Origin of the sequence: Corynebacterium sp. UMB2355A (assembly GCF_033877495.1) — a bacterium.
GTDB lineage: Bacteria > Actinomycetota > Actinomycetes > Mycobacteriales > Mycobacteriaceae > Corynebacterium > Corynebacterium pseudogenitalium.
Map to the genome: position 1 here is coordinate 1,711,693 of NZ_CP138855.1, position 17,632 is coordinate 1,729,324.

The window sequence follows — 17,632 nt, forward strand, 5'->3', positions numbered from 1 at the left end:
TTGTGTCCCGGGCGGATTGAAGGACATGAAGTTATTGGAAGGAGGCGTGTGTAATGGCAAATCCGAAGAATGAGCGCGAGCTTGCTGTGTTGAAGGAGAAGTTTGACGCTGCTAGCTCCATCGTGCTGACGGAGTACCGTGGCCTGACCGTTGGTCAGCTGCAGACTCTTCGTGGCGATCTCGGCTTCGATGTCGAATACCACGTCGCCAAGAACACCCTCATCAAGATCGCTGCGAACGAGCACGGCATCGAGGGTCTCGACGAGCTTCTGACCGGCCCGACCGCTATCGCTTTCATTAAGGGCGAGGCTGTCGACGCTGCTAAGGTCATGAAGAAGTTCTCCAAGGATCACGACGCGTTCGTGATCAAGGGTGGCTACATGGATGGCGCTGCCATCGACGCCGCTCAGGTTGATGCCATCGCTGAGATGGACAACCGCGAGACCACGCTTGCAAAGCTCGCTGGCGCATTCCAGGGTTCTTTGGCAAAGGCTGCTGGGCTGTTCGAGGCTCCGGCATCCAAGACGGCTCGCCTTGTCGCTGCGCTGCAGGACAAGCAGAACGACGCCGCATAACACACTTACAAACTTGGGCTAACCGCCCACCAATAGAAAGGAAGCCACCATGGCTAAGCTGTCTAAGGACGAGCTCATTGAGCAGTTCAAGGAAATGACCCTCATCGAGCTTTCCGAGTTCCTGAAGGAATTCGAGGAGGTCTTCGACGTTACCGCTGCTGCACCAGTTGCTGTTGCTGCTGCTCCGGGCGCTGCTGGCGGCGACGCTGCTGCTGCAGAGGAGAAGGACGAGTTCGACGTTGTTCTCGAGGACGCTGGCGCCAAGAAGATCGGTGTCATCAAGGTTGTCCGCGAGCTCGTTCCGGGCCTGGGCCTGAAGGACGCCAAGGAAATGGTCGAGGGTGCTCCAAAGGCTATCCTCGAGGGCGCAAACAAGGACGATGCAGAGGCTGCAAAGGCCAAGCTGGAAGAGGCTGGCGCAAAGGTTACCCTCAAGTAATCTCGCAGGCTGCATAGCTTTTCGACGAACACCCCGTTGCCACGTACTGTGACTGGCGGGGTGTTTCGCGTTGTGTGCTAAGATTTCGCACCATGCTGCCCAAATCCAGGATCATTGCTTCGTTGTTGGCGGGCCTCGGCATTGCGTTGTTGGTTGGTGGTCTGCTGGCCCCGCGTGTGCTGAACTCGGGCGCGAAGCTACCGCTGGACCTTGGGGCGGTAACGTTGACGATGGCCGATCCCGATGGCACCCGCGAGGGCGGCCCCGGTGGTGCACCAGCTGCACATGGAGGTGCAGAATCCGGCGGGCAAGGACTCTGCCAGCGTGCGCGTGGGGGACACGTTGCGTGCGGGGGACGCGGGTACGGACTTTGAAAACCTTGTCGGCGCGAGCACGTGGACGTATACCTTGAACCGTGAAACCGGTGAGGCGCAGGGACCGGCAAAGGTCCAGCTTGTGATGGCGATGCCGGCCGTCGATGTCCCGATGGAGGGGTCGTGGCTGAAGTTGCCATCGCCGGTGAAGCAGGAGACGTACCAGGTGTTCGACCCGGTGTTGCGTGGGGCTGCTCCCGCGGAGTTCGTCGCAGAGGAATCGGTTGCTGGGCGCACGGTGCTGCGGTTCCGGCAGGTCATTGCGCCAACGAACGTGGCGCAGCGGTACGCGGATATGCGAAACACGTTGACCGTCGAAGGGGAAGAAGGTGAGCCGGTCCGCACGTTCTATACGCATAGCGCGCAGCGCGAGTTGTTGGTTGATCAGATCACCGGCGTGGTCGTGGGGATGCAGGAGCGCGTCAACGACTATTATGCTGACGTGGACGGCAATGAGGTCCAGGGCATTGTTTCCTACGACGCCGCGATGGACGAGCAGCAGACGGCCGAGCTCATCTCGCTTCTCGACGGCGCCTACGGGCCTTCCACGCAGCAAGCCTTCACGTGGAGCGTGCTCGGTTTGGGTGGTGCGCTGACCTTGATTGGTCTGGTTGGCGCGTTGTGGCCGCGTCGGCGTTAGCGTCGCGCCTGCGTTTAGTGCTAAGCTTCCCCGCGACGGCATTGAATCGGGGGATTGTTGCTGCCCTTTACAACATTGGGTGCATTGTGTAAACTCATTCGGTGCACTGGAAGCCGTCTCCAGTCCGCTATGTCAACCTTGCTTTGTTGGCGTCGAGAATTTTCGAAGCGCTGACTTGACAAGGTGATTTTGCTGTCTCTGGGGGCGGGTATTCCGAAGCAGACCGAATGCTAATCTACCCAGCGGAAACGCCGATTTTTACAGAGCCAGAGTAGAGATCGGCGTCCGCCTTAGGTGCTGGAAGGACCCAACTTGGCAGTCTCAAACCAGACCATGTCAATGGCTGAAATTCCCGGGGCTCCCGAACGTTATTCGTTCGCGAAGATCGCAGAGCCGATCGCTGTCCCGGGTCTTCTTGATGTACAGCTTGAATCTTTCGCGTGGCTTGTTGGTACGCAGGAGTGGCGTGAGCGTGAGCAGGAAGCTCGCGGCGCCGACGCGCGTATCACGAGTGGCTTGGAGGACATTCTCGAAGAGATTTCTCCAATCCAGGACTACTCGGGCAACATGAGCCTGACGCTGTCCGAGCCGCGCTTCGAAGATGTCAAGGACACGATCGACGAGTGTAAAGAAAAAGATATTAACTACTCCGCGCCGTTGTATGTGACGGCGGAGTTCATCAACAATGAAACCCAGGAGATTAAGTCTCAGACGGTGTTCATTGGTGATTTCCCGCTGATGACGGACAAGGGCACCTTCATCGTCAACGGCACTGAGCGTGTTGTTGTTTCGCAGTTGGTGCGTTCGCCGGGCGTGTACTTCGACGAGACGATTGATAAGTCGACGGAGCGGCCGCTGCACGCGGTGAAGGTGATCCCTTCGCGCGGTGCGTGGTTGGAGTTTGACGTCGATAAGCGTGACACGGTTGGTGTGCGTATTGACCGTAAGCGTCGTCAGCCAGTGACGGTGCTGCTGAAGGCGCTTGGTTGGACGACGGAGCAGATCACGGAGCGCTTCGGCTTCTCCGAGATCATGATGTCCACCCTCGAGAATGACGGTGTGGCGAACACCGACGAGGCGCTGCTGGAGATTTACCGCAAGCAGCGCCCGGGCGAGCAGCCGACGCGCGACCTCGCGCAGTCCCTGCTGGAGAACTCGTTCTTCAAGGCGAAGCGCTACGACCTGGCACGAGTTGGCCGTTACAAGATCAACCGCAAGCTCGGTCTTGGCGGCGACCACGACGGCCTGATGACGCTGACCGAGGAAGACATCGCGACGACCCTCGAGTACCTGGTGCGCCTGCACGCAGGTGAGCACGAGATGACTTCCCCAGAGGGCGAGGTCATTTCGATCAACACGGACGACATTGACCACTTTGGTAACCGTCGTCTGCGCACGGTAGGCGAGCTGATCCAGAACCAGGTCCGCGTTGGTCTGTCCCGCATGGAGCGCGTTGTGCGCGAGCGCATGACGACGCAGGACGCGGAGTCCATCACGCCGACCTCGCTGATTAACGTCCGTCCGGTTTCCGCGGCGATCCGCGAGTTCTTCGGCACCTCGCAGCTGTCTCAGTTCATGGACCAGAACAACTCTCTGTCTGGTCTGACGCACAAGCGTCGTCTGTCGGCGCTGGGCCCTGGTGGTCTGTCGCGTGAGCGCGCCGGCATTGAAGTCCGAGACGTGCACCCGTCGCACTACGGCCGCATGTGCCCGATTGAGACGCCGGAAGGCCCGAACATTGGTCTGATCGGTGCGTTGGCTTCCTACGCACGCGTCAACGCGTTCGGCTTCATTGAGACGCCGTACCAGAAGGTCGAAGACGGCAAGCTGACTGATACGGTCCACTACCTGACCGCGGACGAAGAGGACCGCTACGCAATTGCGCAGGCGGCCACCCCGATGGATAAAGACGGCAACCTTACCGGTGAGCGTATTGAGGTCCGCCTGAAGGACGGCGACATCGGCGTCGTTGGCCCGAAGGGCGTGGATTACCTCGACATTTCCCCACGCCAGATGGTGTCCGTGGCAACGGCGATGATTCCGTTCCTCGAGCACGATGACGCGAACCGTGCACTCATGGGTGCGAACATGCAGAAGCAGGCTGTGCCGCTGCTGCGTTCTGAGGCCGCGTACGTGGCCACCGGTATGGAGCAGCGTGCTGCATACGATGCTGGCGACACGATTATTTCAGCGAAGGCCGGCGTCGTCACGAATGTGACGGGTGACTTCATCACCGTCATGGACGACGAAGGCATCCAGGACACCTACATGCTGCGCACGTTCGAGCGCACGAACCAGGGCACCTGCTACAACCAGGTTCCGATCGTTGACCACGGTCAGCGTGTTGAGGCTGGCCAGGTGCTGGCTGACGGCCCAGGCACCAAGAACGGTGAGATGGCGCTCGGCCGCAACCTCCTGGTTGCGTTCATGCCGTGGGAAGGCCACAACTACGAGGACGCGATCATCCTGAACCAGCGCGTGGTTGAGGACGACATTCTGACCTCCGTGCACATCGAAGAGCACGAGATCGACGCCCGCGACACCAAACTGGGTGCAGAGGAAATTACCCGCGAGATCCCGAACGTGTCCGAGGACGTGCTGAAGGACCTCGACGAGCGTGGCATTATCCGCATCGGTGCGGACGTGCGTGACGGCGACATCCTGGTCGGTAAGGTCACCCCGAAGGGTGAGACCGAGCTGACTCCGGAGGAGCGTCTGCTGCGCGCCATCTTCGGTGAGAAGGCCCGCGAGGTCCGCGACACCTCCCTGAAGGTGCCGCACGGTGAGACCGGTAAGGTCATCGCGGTTCGTCGCTTCTCCCGCGAGGACGACGACGATCTGTCCCCAGGCGTCAACGAGATGATTCGCGTCTATGTTGCGCAGAAGCGCAAGATCCAGGACGGCGACAAGATGGCTGGCCGCCACGGCAACAAGGGTGTCGTGGGCAAGATTCTGCCGCAGGAAGATATGCCGTTCATGGAAGATGGCACCCCGGTGGACATCATTCTGAACACCCACGGTGTGCCGCGTCGTATGAACATTGGCCAGGTCCTCGAGGTGCATCTCGGCTGGTTGGCGAAGGCTGGTTGGACGGTCAACCCGGACGATCCTGCGAACGCCAAGTTGCTCGAGACGCTGCCTGAGCATCTGTACGACGTCCCGCCGGAGTCGCTCACCGCGACCCCAGTGTTTGACGGCGCGACGAACGAGGAGATTGCTGGTCTGCTGGCGAATTCCAAGCCGAACCGCGACGGTGACGTCATGGTCGATGAGAACGGCAAGACCACGCTGTTCGACGGCCGCTCCGGCGAGCCATTCAAGTACCCGATTTCCGTCGGCTACATGTACATGCTCAAGCTGCACCACCTGGTTGACGAGAAGATTCACGCTCGCTCCACTGGTCCGTACTCCATGATTACCCAGCAGCCGCTCGGCGGTAAGGCCCAGTTCGGTGGCCAGCGCTTCGGTGAGATGGAGGTGTGGGCGATGCAGGCATACGGCGCCGCCTACACGCTGCAGGAACTGCTGACGATTAAGTCGGATGACGTGGTTGGCCGCGTGAAGGTGTACGAGGCCATTGTGAAGGGCGAGAACATCCCTGACCCGGGTATTCCGGAGTCGTTCAAGGTGTTGCTCAAGGAGCTGCAGTCGCTGTGCCTGAACGTTGAAGTCCTTTCGACGGACGGCACCCCGATGGAGCTCGACGGCGATGATGACGACTTTGATCAGGCCGGTTCCTCCCTTGGCATCAACCTGTCACGTGACGAGGGCTCCGCGGCGGATACCGCCTAAGCCAGGAACGAACGAAAGAATCTATCCAACTGCAATCCTCCCCGTCGTTGGGGAGGTGAAAGGGAATTTACGTGTTTGACGTAAACCTCTTCGACGAGCTTCGCATCGGCCTGGCTACTGCTGACGACATCCGTCGTTGGTCGCATGGTGAGGTCAAGAAGCCCGAAACGATTAACTACCGCACGTTGAAGCCGGAAAAGGACGGCCTGTTCTGCGAACGCATCTTCGGTCCTACCCGTGACTGGGAGTGTGCGTGTGGCAAGTACAAGCGTGTCCGCTACAAGGGCATCATTTGTGAGCGTTGTGGCGTCGAGGTCACTAAGTCGAAGGTTCGCCGTGAGCGCATGGGCCACATTGAGCTGGCCGCACCGGTGACCCACATTTGGTACTTCAAGGGCGTCCCATCGCGCCTGGGCTACCTGCTGGATCTTGCTCCGAAGGATCTGGAGCGCATCATTTACTTCGCCGCGAACATCATCACCAGTGTTGATGAGGAGGCGCGTCACAACGACATGTCGACGCTCGAGGCGGAGATGCTGCTCGAGAAGAAGGAAGTCGAGCAGGACGCGAATGCCGAGATTGCGGAGCGTGCGCAGAAGCTGGAGGAGGACCTCGCTGAGCTCGAGGCTGCCGGTGCAACTGCTGCTGCCCGCAAGAAGGTGCAGAACGCTGCTGACAAGGAGATGCAGCACATCCGCGAGGCCGGCGAGCGCGAGGTTGAGCGCCTCGACGAAATTTGGTCCACCTTCCAGAAGCTTGCTCCGAAGCAGATGATTATCGACGAGTTCCTCTACGAAGAGCTCGTGGACCGCTACGAGGACTACTTCACTGGCGGCATGGGTGCTGAGGCGATCCAGACGCTGATCCGCAACTTCGACCTCGAAGCTGAGGCGGAGGAGCTGCGCACCATCATCGCTGAGGGCAAGGGCCAGAAGAAGGTCCGCGCACTGAAGCGCCTGAAGGTCGTGGCTGCGTTCCAGCGTTCCGGCAATGATCCTGCCGGCATGATCCTGGACGCGATCCCGGTGATCCCACCGGAGCTGCGTCCAATGGTGCAGCTCGACGGTGGCCGTTTCGCCACCTCGGACCTGAATGACCTGTACCGTCGCGTGATTAACCGCAACAACCGTTTGAAGCGCATGATTGACCTGGGTGCCCCAGAGATCATCGTGAACAACGAGAAGCGCATGCTGCAAGAGTCTGTCGACGCCCTCTTCGACAACGGCCGTCGAGGCCGCCCTGTCACGGGCCCAGGCAACCGTCCGCTGAAGTCCCTGTCTGACCTGCTGAAGGGTAAGCAGGGTCGCTTCCGCCAGAACCTGCTGGGTAAGCGTGTGGACTACTCTGGCCGTTCGGTCATTATTGTTGGTCCGCAGCTGAAGATGCACGAGTGTGGTCTGCCGAAGCTGATGGCGCTCGAGCTGTTCAAGCCGTTCGTGATGAAGCGCCTCGTGGACAATGAGTACGCGCAGAACATTAAGTCGGCGAAGCGCATGGTGGAGCGCCAGCGCCCTGAGGTGTGGGACGTCCTCGAAGAGGCGATTTCCGAGCACCCGGTGCTGCTGAACCGTGCGCCAACCCTGCACCGTCTTGGCATTCAGGCGTTCGAGCCGAAGCTGGTCGAGGGTAAAGCAATCCAGCTGCACCCGCTGGCCTGTGAGGCGTTCAACGCTGACTTCGACGGTGACCAGATGGCAGTCCACCTGCCACTGTCCGCGGAGGCGCAGGCAGAGGCCCGCATCCTGATGCTGTCCTCGAACAACATCCTGTCCCCGGCATCCGGCAAGCCACTGGCGATGCCTCGCCTGGACATGGTGACCGGCCTGTACTTCCTGACCATGGAAAAGGGCGAGGACGAGATCGGCGGCGAGGGTCGTTTCACCCCAGCCGACGAGAACGGCCCAGCCAAGGGCGTGTACTCCTCCTACCGTGAGGCCATCATGGCCTACGACCTGGGCGTACTTGGCCTGCAGGCACCGATCAAGGTGCGCATCGACCACCTGCGTCCGACGATTGAGATTGAAGCTGAGCAGTTCCCAGACGGCTGGTCGAAGGGCCAGGCTTGGATGATGGAGACCACCCTTGGTCGCATCATGTTCAACGAGCTGCTTCCGTTCAACTTCCCGTACCAGGAAGGCGCGATGGTCCGTAAGGGCGGCGGCGCTGGCAAGGTGCTGTTGGGCGACATCATCCAGTCGATGGTGGAGAAGTACCCAATGATTACCGTTGCCCAGACGCTGGACAAGCTGAAGGACGCCGGTTTCTACTGGGCGACCCGTTCCGGCGTGACCATCTCCATGTCCGACGTGTTGGTGCTTCCGAACAAGACGGAAATCCTCGAGCAGTACGAGCAGCGCGCCGAAGAGATCGAGCGCAAGTACTGGGAGAAGGGTGCCCTGACCGAGGAGAACCGCTACGACCGTCTCGTGGAGCTGTGGCAGGACGCCACCAACCAGGTCGGTGAAGCAGTTGAGGCGCTGTACCCGGATGACAACCCGATTCCGATGATCGTGAAGTCTGGTGCTGCCGGTAACATGCGTCAGATCTGGACCTGGCCGGCATGAAGGGCATGGTCGTGAACTCGCGCGGTGAGTACATCACCCGCCCGATCAAGACCTCCTTCCGCGAAGGCCTGACAGTGATGGAGTACTTCAACAACTCCCACGGTTCCCGAAAGGGCCTGGCGGATACGGCACTGCGTACCGCAGACTCCGGCTACCTGACCCGCCGTCTTGTCGACGTCGCCCAGGACGTCATCGTCCGCGAGCACGACTGCGGCACCCGCCAGGGAGTCAAGGTTCCAGTTGCGCAGCTTGCCGGTGAGAAGTTCGTCCGCGACGAGTTCGTCGAGACCTCCGTCGCTGGCCGAGTACTGGCATCCGACGCGAAGGACGCCGAGGGCAACGTTGTGCTCGAAGCCGACGCTGAGCTTTCGGAAGAGCGTATCGACGCCCTCGTCGCCGCCGGTGTCGAAGAAGTCAAGGTCCGCTCCGTCCTGACCTGCCAGACCCCAACCGGCGTCTGCGCGAAGTGCTACGGCAAGTCCATGGCATCCGGCAAGCTTGTCGACATCGGTGAAGCCGTCGGTATCGTGGCTGCACAGTCGATTGGTGAGCCTGGTACCCAGCTGACCATGCGTACCTTCCACCAGGGTGGTGTCGGTGGCGACATTACCGGTGGTTTGCCACGTGTTCAGGAGCTGTTCGAGGCCCGCGTGCCGAAGAACTGCGCCCCGATCGCATCCGTGGCCGGCACCGTCACCCTCGAAGACGAAGGCAACTTCTGGACGCTCACCATCCACCCGGATGACGGCTCCGACGTTGTGGTCTACGAGAAGCTGTCGAAGCGCCAGGGCCTCGCACAGGTCCGCCGCCCGATGGAGTCCAACCCGAACGCGATGATCGAGCGCTCCCTGCGTGAAGGCGACCACGTTAACGTGGGCGACCGCCTCCTGCGTGGCGCTGCTGACCCGCACGACGTGCTCGAGGTCCTCGGCCGCCGTGGCGTGGAAAAGCACCTCATCGACGAAGTGCAGGCCGTGTACCGCACCCAGGGTGTGTCCATCCACGACAAGCACATCGAGATCATCATCCGCCAGATGCTGCGACGCGGCACCGTCATCGACTCGGGTACCACCGAGTTCCTGCCGGGTACGCTCGTGGACCTGTCGGAGGCACGCCAGGTCAACGCTGCAGCTGTTGCAGATGGTGGCGAGCCAGCAGAGATGCGCTCCGAGATCATGGGTATCACCAAGGCCTCCCTGGCAACCGAGTCCTGGCTGTCCGCCGCCTCGTTCCAGGAGACCACGCGTGTGCTCACGGACGCTGCTATCAACAAGCGTTCTGACCAGCTGATCGGTCTGAAGGAGAACGTGATCATCGGTAAGCTGATCCCGGCTGGTACCGGTATCTCGCGCTACCGCAACATCACGGTCAAGCCGACGGAAGCCGCCCGCTCCGCCGCCTATTCGATCCCGTCCTTCGGCGACGGCATCTACGGCGACGAGGCATACGGCGACTACACCGGCGCCTCCGTCCCACTGGAGGAATACGGGTACGACCAGATCTAGTGACTCTGGCTTATAGCTAGGTCTGCTACCCCAGCACCAGCGCCCCGCCCCCTGAACCCAGGGAGGCGGGGCGCTTTGCCTTAGGCGCTGTACACGCCGTGGGCGTCAACTCCGCGAGCCCACTGCAATACCAGCGCGTGGCCCCGCTGTGCGGCGGCGTCCTGCAGCTGGTCGATGTTTTGCTCGATGACGGACCCCGGCCACAACGTAGTACGCAGCTGCAGTTCCATGCCATGTTCGCGGGCCGCGGCGCACACGATGTCGAGGCTTTCCCACATCCGTGCAGCCACCACGCTGGTGACACCAGCGACCGAGGGTAAGTGCTCGGGAAGCGCCTTGACGTCGAACCCGATCCAGTCGGGGCGGGTAGTCGACTCAGCGAGAATGGAACCCAGCCTCGCGGGGACATAGCCACTCGTGTGTAGCCCGACGGGAAACCCGATCTCATGGGCCGCGGCAATCGCTTCGCCGAGTCCTGCGCATGCGAGTGGTTCGCCGCCGGAAATGACGAGGGCGTCAATCAGTCCGTGTCGAGCCCGCAGTAAGTCGAGCACTTCCGAGAAATCGTGGGGAGCAGGAGTAAATTCCTGCAAGTTAGGGTTGTGGCAGTAGCTGCAGCGCAGTGGGCAGCCTTGTGTGAATGCCGTGACCGTGAGACGGCCGGGCCAGTCGGTGGCGGAGAACGGAATGATCCCCGCCACCGGCAGGTTAGGCGAAGGCTTCTGCGAAGTAGTGACGCTCAGCGAACTCACCCTTCTTCCCAGTGTTGAAGCTTTGCACGGGCCGGAAGTAGCCCATTACGCGCGTCCACATTTCGGTGGCGCTTCCGCAGTGCGGGCATTCGGGGTGCTCGCCGGAGATGTAGCCGTGGTTTGCGCAGATGGAGAACGTCGGCGTGATAGTGATGTACGGCAGGCGGAAGGTTTCTAGGCTGCGTCGTACGAGCTTGGCGGTTGCTTCGCCACTGGACATTGCTGCGCCCATGTACAGGTGAAGCACCGTGCCGCCGGTGTACTTCGTTTGCAGGTCCTCCTGGGCGGCGAGCGCCGCGAACGGATCTGGAGTGTGCGCAACAGGCAGCTGGGAGGAGTTGGTGTAGTACGGCTGCTCCTCGGTACCTGCCTGGATGATGCCGGGATAGCGGGCACGGTCCTCGCGTGCGAAGCGGTACGTTGCGCCTTCCGCGGGGGACGCTTCTAGGTTGTAGAGGTGCCCTGTACGTTCCTGAGCTTCCGTGATACGGGCATTGATGTGGTCGAGCAGGCGCGCCACAAGTGCGTGGCCTTGGGGGTCGGTGATGTCGTAGGCGTCGTGCGTGAAGTTGCGTACCATTTCGTTGCAGCCATTGACCCCGATGGTGGTGAAGTGGTTGTCAAACCCCGGTAACCACCGTTTCGTGTACGGGTATAGCCCCTTATCGAAGCAATCTTGCACAAACGCGCGACGCCGCTCCAGCGTATCGACAGCCACCTCGATCAACTCGTCAACCCTGCGCAGTAGTGCAGCCTCATTGTTGGGGAAGAGGTACCCGAGGCGTGCGCAGTTCAGGGTGACTACGCCAATGGAGCCAGTGAGCTCCGCGGAACCGAACAGGCCGTTTCCGCGCTTGAGTAGTTCACGCAGGTCGAGTTGGAGGCGGCAGCACATCGAGCGGATCATGCCTGGGTCCAAATCCGAGTTGAGGAAATTTTGGAAGTAGGGGAGGCCGTACTTGCCAGTCATGTCGAACAGGGCTTTCGCGTTTGGCGAGCCCCAGTCGAAGTCCTTGGTGATGTTGTACGTCGGGATGGGGAAGGTAAATGGTCGGCCGTCGGCGTCGCCTTGGGACATAACCTCAATGAACGCGCGGTTGATCATGTCCATCTCTTCTTGGAGCTCGCCGTAAGTGAAGTCGACAGGGTCTCCACCGATGAACGGAGTCTGCTCAGCGAGGTCCTGAGGGCACGTCCAGTCAAATGTAAGGTTTGTGAACGGAGTCTGCGTCCCCCAACGCGAGGGAACGTTGAGGTTGAAGACGAACTCCTGCATGTGTTGCAAGACGTCCTCGTAGGTGAGCGAGTCCAGCCGCACGAATGGTGCCATGTAGGTATCGAAGCTGGAGAACGCCTGCGCGCCAGCCCATTCGTTCTGCAGCGTGCCGAGGAAGTTCACTACTTGTCCGCACGCGGAGGAGAAATGTTTTGGTGGCAGAGAAGATATCGTGCCAGGTACCCCTCCGAACCCTTCTTCAAGGAGTTGCCTCAATGACCACCCTGCGCAGTACCCGGAGAGCATGTCGAGATCGTGGATGTGGAGGTCGCCGTTGCGGTGGGCATTGCCGGCGACGTCGGAAAACACTTCGTCCAGCCAGTAGTTGGCGGTGATTTTGCCGGCGGAGTTGAGAATCATTCCGCCGAGGGAGTAGTCCTGATTGGCGTTTGCGTTGATGCGCCAGTCAGCGCGGTGGAGGTATTCGTTGATGGTGGCTTGGGGGTTGACGTTGTTGGCGGCCATGCTGCTTCCTTTCTCTCGGTTCGTAACTAACGTAGCTGTAATTCCATTGATCGTATTTAGTAGATATGGACACAAAGAGTAACTGAGATACAACATGTGGTAGCCGTAGGGGTGTGCATCCTTGGTGGACGACGGGCGATAGGTGTAGGTGTAGTAGCGCCTCCATACACCTTCAGTACACCCTCGAGCGGGGGTATGTACTGTGGAGGAGGTTTCGGTCTTGCAAAGCTGGGGTGGCCGTGATACGCTGTCGGACGGTTCACCAACTCAAGGTGAAGTGTCTGATCGTTTTCGCATAAACGTGGCGGAGCGTTCTGGACGTGCGGCAGGGCCCCGGGAAAGAGCCCTCATTTTTGCATGTTCAGGCGATTGTCCGCCTCAGCGTAAAAATTAGAAGGAAAATCTATGCCAACTATCCAGCAGCTGGTCCGCAAGGGCCGCCACGACAAGCGTGGCAAGGTAGCAACTGCAGCGCTGAAGGGTTCCCCGCAGCGTCGTGGCGTGTGCACCCGCGTGTACACCACCACGCCGAAGAAGCCGAACTCGGCGCTTCGTAAAGTTGCTCGTGTTCGTCTGACCTCCGGTATTGAGGTCTCCGCATACATCCCAGGTGAGGGCCACAACCTCCAGGAGCACTCCATGGTGCTTGTCCGTGGTGGTCGTGTGAAGGACCTCCCGGGTGTTCGCTACAAGATTATTCGTGGTTCCTTGGATACCCAGGGTGTCAAGGATCGTAAGCAGGCTCGTTCCCGCTACGGCGCAAAGAAGGGACAGTAATCAGAAATGCGTAAGCAGCAAGCTCCGAAGCGTCCCATCGTTAAGGACCCGGTATACAACTCTGAACTCGTGACCCAGCTGGTCAACAAGGTGCTTCTCGACGGCAAGAAGTCCACCGCTGAGCGCATCGTCTACGGTGCACTCGAGATCTGCCGTGAAAAGACCGGCACCGATCCGGTTGGCACCTTGGAAAAGGCACTCGGCAACATCCGTCCTGACCTTGAGGTTCGCTCCCGTCGTGTCGGTGGCGCTACCTACCAGGTTCCAGTCGAGGTGAAGCCAGTTCGTGCAACCACTCTGGCTCTGCGCTGGATGGTCACCTTCACGCGCCAGCGACGTGAGAACTCGATGATCGAGCGTCTCGCTAACGAGATCCTGGACGCATCCAACGGCTTGGGTGCATCCGTGAAGCGTCGCGAGGACGTCCACAAGATGGCCGAGGCAAACCGCGCGTTTGCTCACTACCGCTGGTAGTCGCCGGTAGGTCATATATGAGACAAAACGCCCGGACCATGCTGACACGGACAACGTGTGCACAATTGCATACGTGGTTACCCACCAATGTGGGTTCACGTGCGGCGTCCGGGTTTTTGTTTTGAAGTGACTTACAGGCTGGCTCTGCCCATCTTGGGCAAACAGTGGCACAATGAACTAGGTAAATATTCGCCAAGACGTGTGCAGCACGTCGACGACTTTTAAGTTGGGGTAAATAACGTGGCACAAGAAGTGCTTAAGGATCTGCACAAGGTCCGCAACATCGGCATCATGGCGCACATCGATGCTGGTAAGACCACCACGACAGAGCGCATTCTGTTCTACACCGGTATTAACCGCAAGGTCGGCGAGACCCACGACGGTGGCGCAACCACCGACTGGATGGAGCAGGAGAAAGAGCGCGGCATCACCATTACGTCCGCAGCAGTGACCTGCTTCTGGAATAACAACCAGATCAACATCATCGATACGCCGGGTCACGTGGACTTCACCGTTGAGGTTGAGCGTTCCCTGCGCGTGCTCGATGGCGCAGTTGCTGTGTTCGACGGCAAGGAAGGCGTTGAGCCGCAGTCCGAGCAGGTCTGGCGTCAGGCTGCAAAGTACGACGTTCCGCGTATCTGCTTCGTCAACAAGATGGACAAGCTGGGCGCTGACTTCTACTACACCGTTGGCACGATCGTCGATCGTCTCGGCGCGAAGCCGTTGGTAATGCAGCTTCCGATCGGTGCTGAGGATGACTTTGACGGCGTCGTTGACCTTCTCGAGATGAAGGCAATGCTGTGGCCGGGCAAGGTCGAGACCGGCACCCCTGCGCAGATCACCGAGATCCCGGACGATCTGAAGGAAAAGGCTGAGGAGTACCGTGAGAAGCTCGTCGAGACCGTTGCTGAGTCCGACGAAGAGCTCATGGAGAAGTACTTCGGCGGCGAAGAGCTCACGATCGAGGAGCTCAAGGCTGGCATCCGTAAGCTGACCGTTAATTCGGAAGTTTACCCAGTGTTCTGTGGTACTGCGTACCGCAACAAGGGTGTCGAGCCTGTGCTGGACGCCATCGTCGATTACCTGCCTTCTCCGCTGGATATCGGCGAGGTTCACGGCACCTCCGTCGACGGTGAGGAAGACCTCACGCGTAAGCCTTCCGTTGATGAGCCGTTCTCTGCACTGGCGTTCAAGATTGCTGTGCACCCGTTCTTCGGCAAGCTGACTTACGTGCGCGTGTACTCGGGCCAGGCTATCCCGGGCGAGAACATGATGAACTCCACCAAGCAGCAGCGTGAGCGCGTGGGCAAGCTCTTCCAGATGCACGCGAACAAGGAGAACCCGGTTGAGCACGCTGACGCCGGCAACATCTACGCGTTCATTGGCTTGAAGCACACCACTACTGGTGACACCCTGTGCAACCCTGATCACCCGATCATCCTCGAGTCCATGGACTTCCCGGATCCGGTTATTCAGGTTGCTATTGAGCCGAAGACCAAGGCTGACCAGGAGAAGCTGGGCACCGCTATTCAGAAGCTTGCTGAAGAGGACCCAACCTTCACCGTTCACCTGGATGAGGAGACCGGCCAGACCGTTATCGGCGGCATGGGCGAGCTCCACCTCGACGTCCTCGTTGACCGCATGAAGCGCGAGTTCAAGGTCGAGGCGAACATTGGTTCTCCACAGGTTGCGTACCGCGAGACCATCCGCAAGAAGGTGCAGTCCCTGGACTACACCCACAAGAAGCAGACTGGTGGTTCCGGTCAGTTCGCAAAGGTTATCGTTTCCATCGAGCCTTACAACCCGGATCCAGAGACCCTGGAAGAGGGCGAGAGCGCAACCTACCTGTTCGTCAACGAGGTCACCGGTGGTCGCGTGCCGAAGGAGTACATCCCTTCCGTGGATGCCGGTATCCAGGACGCGATGCAGTACGGCTACCTCGCTGGCTACCCGCTGGTCAACATCAAGGCAACCCTCGAAGACGGCGCTTACCACGAGGTTGACTCCTCCGAAATGGCCTTCAAGATGGCCGGTTCGCAGGTGCTCAAGGAGGCCGTCGCTAAGGCGAAGCCAGTGCTGCTCGAGCCGCTGATGGCTGTTGAGGTTGTCACGCCTGAGGAGTACATGGGTGACGTCATCGGTGACCTGAACTCCCGTCGTGGCCAGGTCAACTCGATGGACGACCGCTCTGGCGCCAAGGTTGTCAAGGCTGTTGTTCCGCTGTCGCAGATGTTCGGCTACGTTGGTGACCTGCGCTCCAAGACGCAGGGTCGCGCGAACTACACCATGGTGTTTGACTCCTACGGTGAAGTTCCGTCCAACGTCGCTCAGGAAATCATCGACGCCCGCAACGGCAACTAATCGCTGCTCCCTGCTTCTCGACGGCCTGCTCACGTGCCAGTGAGCGTGACCGGTAGAAGGAAGCAGGGATGGCCGCTAGTAGCGGTCGCGCTGGAATCGCCACAAGATTGAAGTGGTGGTTTGAGCCGGCCGTTACTCGCGACGAATGATCCCGGAACTTTCGGTCTGACGGTTTGAAAATCAGACTGGGAATCTCTAGGATCAGGTAACTGGCACATTGTGAATGAGCCGACGCCTTTTCGAAGGCAAAGGCAAATGTAAACCACGTGGCTGCGAAGGTCGTAGCCACCATGAAGTCCTAGGAGGACATACAGTGGCAAAGGCAAAGTTCGAACGTACAAAGCCGCACGTCAACATCGGTACCATTGGTCACGTCGACCACGGTAAGACGACCACCACGGCTGCTATCACCAAGGTGCTCGCTGACAAGTACCCGGAGGAGAACAAGTCCTTCGCGTACGACGCGATTGACAAGGCGCCGGAAGAGCGCGAGCGCGGCATTACCATTAACATTTCCCACGTCGAGTACAACACTCCTAAGCGTCACTACGCACACGTGGATGCTCCAGGCCACGCTGACTACATCAAGAACATGATCACCGGTGCTGCTCAGATGGACGGCGCAATCCTCGTGGTTGCTGCTACCGACGGCCCGATGCCTCAGACCCGCGAGCACGTTCTGCTTGCTCGCCAGGTTGGCGTTCCTTACATCCTCGTTGCCCTGAACAAGTGCGACATGGTCGACGATGAGGAAATCATCGAGCTCGTCGAAATGGAAGTTCGTGAGCTTCTCGCAGAGCAGGATTACGACGAAGAGGCTCCAATCGTTCACATCTCCGCTCTGAAGGCTCTTGAGGGCGAGGAGAAGTGGGTTGACTCCATCGTTGAGCTCATGGAAGCTTGCGACAACTCCATTCCGGACCCAGTTCGCGAGACCGACCGTGACTTCCTGATGCCGATCGAGGACATCTTCACCATTTCCGGCCGCGGTACCGTTGTTACCGGCCGTGTTGAGCGTGGCGTCCTGAACCTCAACGACGAAGTTGAGATCATCGGTATCCGCGAGAAGTCCACGAAGACCACCGTCACCTCCATCGAGATGTTCAACAAGCTTCTCGACACCGCTGAGGCTGGCGACAACGCAGCTCTGCTGCTCCGTGGCCTGAAGCGTGAGGACGTTGAGCGTGGTCAGGTTGTCATCAAGCCGGGCGCTTACACCCCTCACTCCAAGTTCGAGGGCTCCGTCTACGTCCTGTCCAAGGACGAGGGTGGCCGTCACACGCCATTCTTCGACAACTACCGTCCTCAGTTCTACTTCCGCACCACCGACGTTACCGGTGTTGTGCACCTGCCTGAGGGCACCGAGATGGTCATGCCTGGCGACAACGTCGACATGTCCGTCGAGCTGATCCACCCAGTCGCTATGGACGAGGGCCTGCGCTTCGCTATCCGCGAGGGCTCCCGTACCGTCGGCGCTGGCCGCGTCACCAAGATCCTCGGCTAATTCAGTCCGATAACGTGACGTAAAGGTCACTCCCCATCGGGGAGTGACCTTTTTTCATGCCTACAGTGCGTTGGGAAGGCAATGGTTCTAGGACCACTATGTCCTGCAACTGGTCACCGTGCTGTTACTTCAGT

At 59.7% G+C, this 17,632-nt stretch carries 11 protein-coding genes and 1 pseudogene; 10 read left to right on the forward strand and 2 right to left on the reverse strand.

The features are described 5' to 3' along the window. Nucleotides 1-53: 53 nt before the first annotated feature. The 6 genes and pseudogenes from rplJ to R0V12_RS08015 all read left to right on the forward strand — a co-directional run bounded on the left by rplJ (nt 54) and on the right by R0V12_RS08015 (nt 9,889). Nucleotides 54-575 (forward strand): 50S ribosomal protein L10, encoded by a 522-nt coding sequence (gene rplJ / locus R0V12_RS07990; RefSeq protein WP_070363122.1) that lies wholly within the window; start codon nt 54-56, stop codon nt 573-575. 49 nt (nt 576-624) lie between these two features. Continuing rightward, entirely contained in the window at nt 625-1,014 is a 390-nt protein-coding gene (gene rplL, locus R0V12_RS07995; protein WP_070363121.1) for a 50S ribosomal protein L7/L12, read from the forward strand. Between the two features lie 92 nt (nt 1,015-1,106). Next, on the forward strand, nt 1,107-1,388 hold the full coding sequence (locus R0V12_RS08000) for a hypothetical protein (RefSeq protein WP_320072450.1): 282 nt from the start codon (nt 1,107-1,109) through the stop codon (nt 1,386-1,388). Then, nucleotides 1,300-2,028, forward strand: coding sequence for a cell envelope lipid trafficking protein PgfA (pgfA, locus tag R0V12_RS08005; RefSeq protein ID WP_320072451.1), 729 nt, complete (start codon nt 1,300-1,302; stop codon nt 2,026-2,028). The genes R0V12_RS08000 and pgfA overlap by 89 nt, the downstream gene beginning before the upstream one ends. Before the next feature lie 294 nt (nt 2,029-2,322). Next, on the forward strand, nt 2,323-5,820 hold the full coding sequence (rpoB, locus tag R0V12_RS08010) for a DNA-directed RNA polymerase subunit beta (protein WP_256000493.1): 3,498 nt from the start codon (nt 2,323-2,325) through the stop codon (nt 5,818-5,820). A gap of 71 nt (nt 5,821-5,891) precedes the next feature. Further along, a pseudogene (locus R0V12_RS08015) lies at nt 5,892-9,889 on the forward strand (DNA-directed RNA polymerase subunit beta'). Nucleotides 9,890-9,969: 80 nt separating this feature from the next. Here the strand turns inward: R0V12_RS08015 and R0V12_RS08020 are convergent. Together R0V12_RS08020 and R0V12_RS08025 are read right to left on the reverse strand one after the other, a co-directional pair. Continuing rightward, entirely contained in the window at nt 9,970-10,632 is a 663-nt protein-coding gene (locus tag R0V12_RS08020) for an anaerobic ribonucleoside-triphosphate reductase activating protein (protein WP_413774875.1), read from the reverse strand. Further along, nucleotides 10,598-12,382, reverse strand: a complete 1,785-nt coding sequence (locus R0V12_RS08025; protein ID WP_320072453.1) for a ribonucleoside triphosphate reductase — start codon at nt 12,380-12,382, stop codon at nt 10,598-10,600. Before R0V12_RS08025 ends, R0V12_RS08020 begins: the two co-directional genes overlap by 35 nt. A gap of 405 nt (nt 12,383-12,787) precedes the next feature. On the opposite strand from R0V12_RS08025, the gene rpsL reads away from it, so the two are divergent. The 4 genes from rpsL (at nt 12,788) to tuf (ending at nt 17,498) form a co-directional block, all read left to right on the forward strand. Continuing rightward, on the forward strand, nt 12,788-13,159 hold the full coding sequence (rpsL, locus tag R0V12_RS08030; RefSeq protein WP_070363116.1) for a 30S ribosomal protein S12: 372 nt from the start codon (nt 12,788-12,790) through the stop codon (nt 13,157-13,159). A 6-nt stretch (nt 13,160-13,165) separates the two neighbouring features. After that, nucleotides 13,166-13,633, forward strand: a complete 468-nt coding sequence (gene rpsG / locus R0V12_RS08035; RefSeq protein WP_070363115.1) for a 30S ribosomal protein S7 — start codon at nt 13,166-13,168, stop codon at nt 13,631-13,633. Nucleotides 13,634-13,873: 240 nt separating this feature from the next. Further along, nucleotides 13,874-15,994: an elongation factor G gene (gene fusA / locus R0V12_RS08040; RefSeq protein ID WP_070363114.1), complete on the forward strand. Its 2,121-nt coding sequence runs from the start codon at nt 13,874-13,876 to the stop codon at nt 15,992-15,994. Between the two features lie 313 nt (nt 15,995-16,307). Beyond that, nucleotides 16,308-17,498 (forward strand): elongation factor Tu, encoded by a 1,191-nt coding sequence (tuf, locus tag R0V12_RS08045; protein ID WP_070363113.1) that lies wholly within the window; start codon nt 16,308-16,310, stop codon nt 17,496-17,498. The last annotated feature ends 134 nt before the right edge of the window (nt 17,499-17,632 follow it).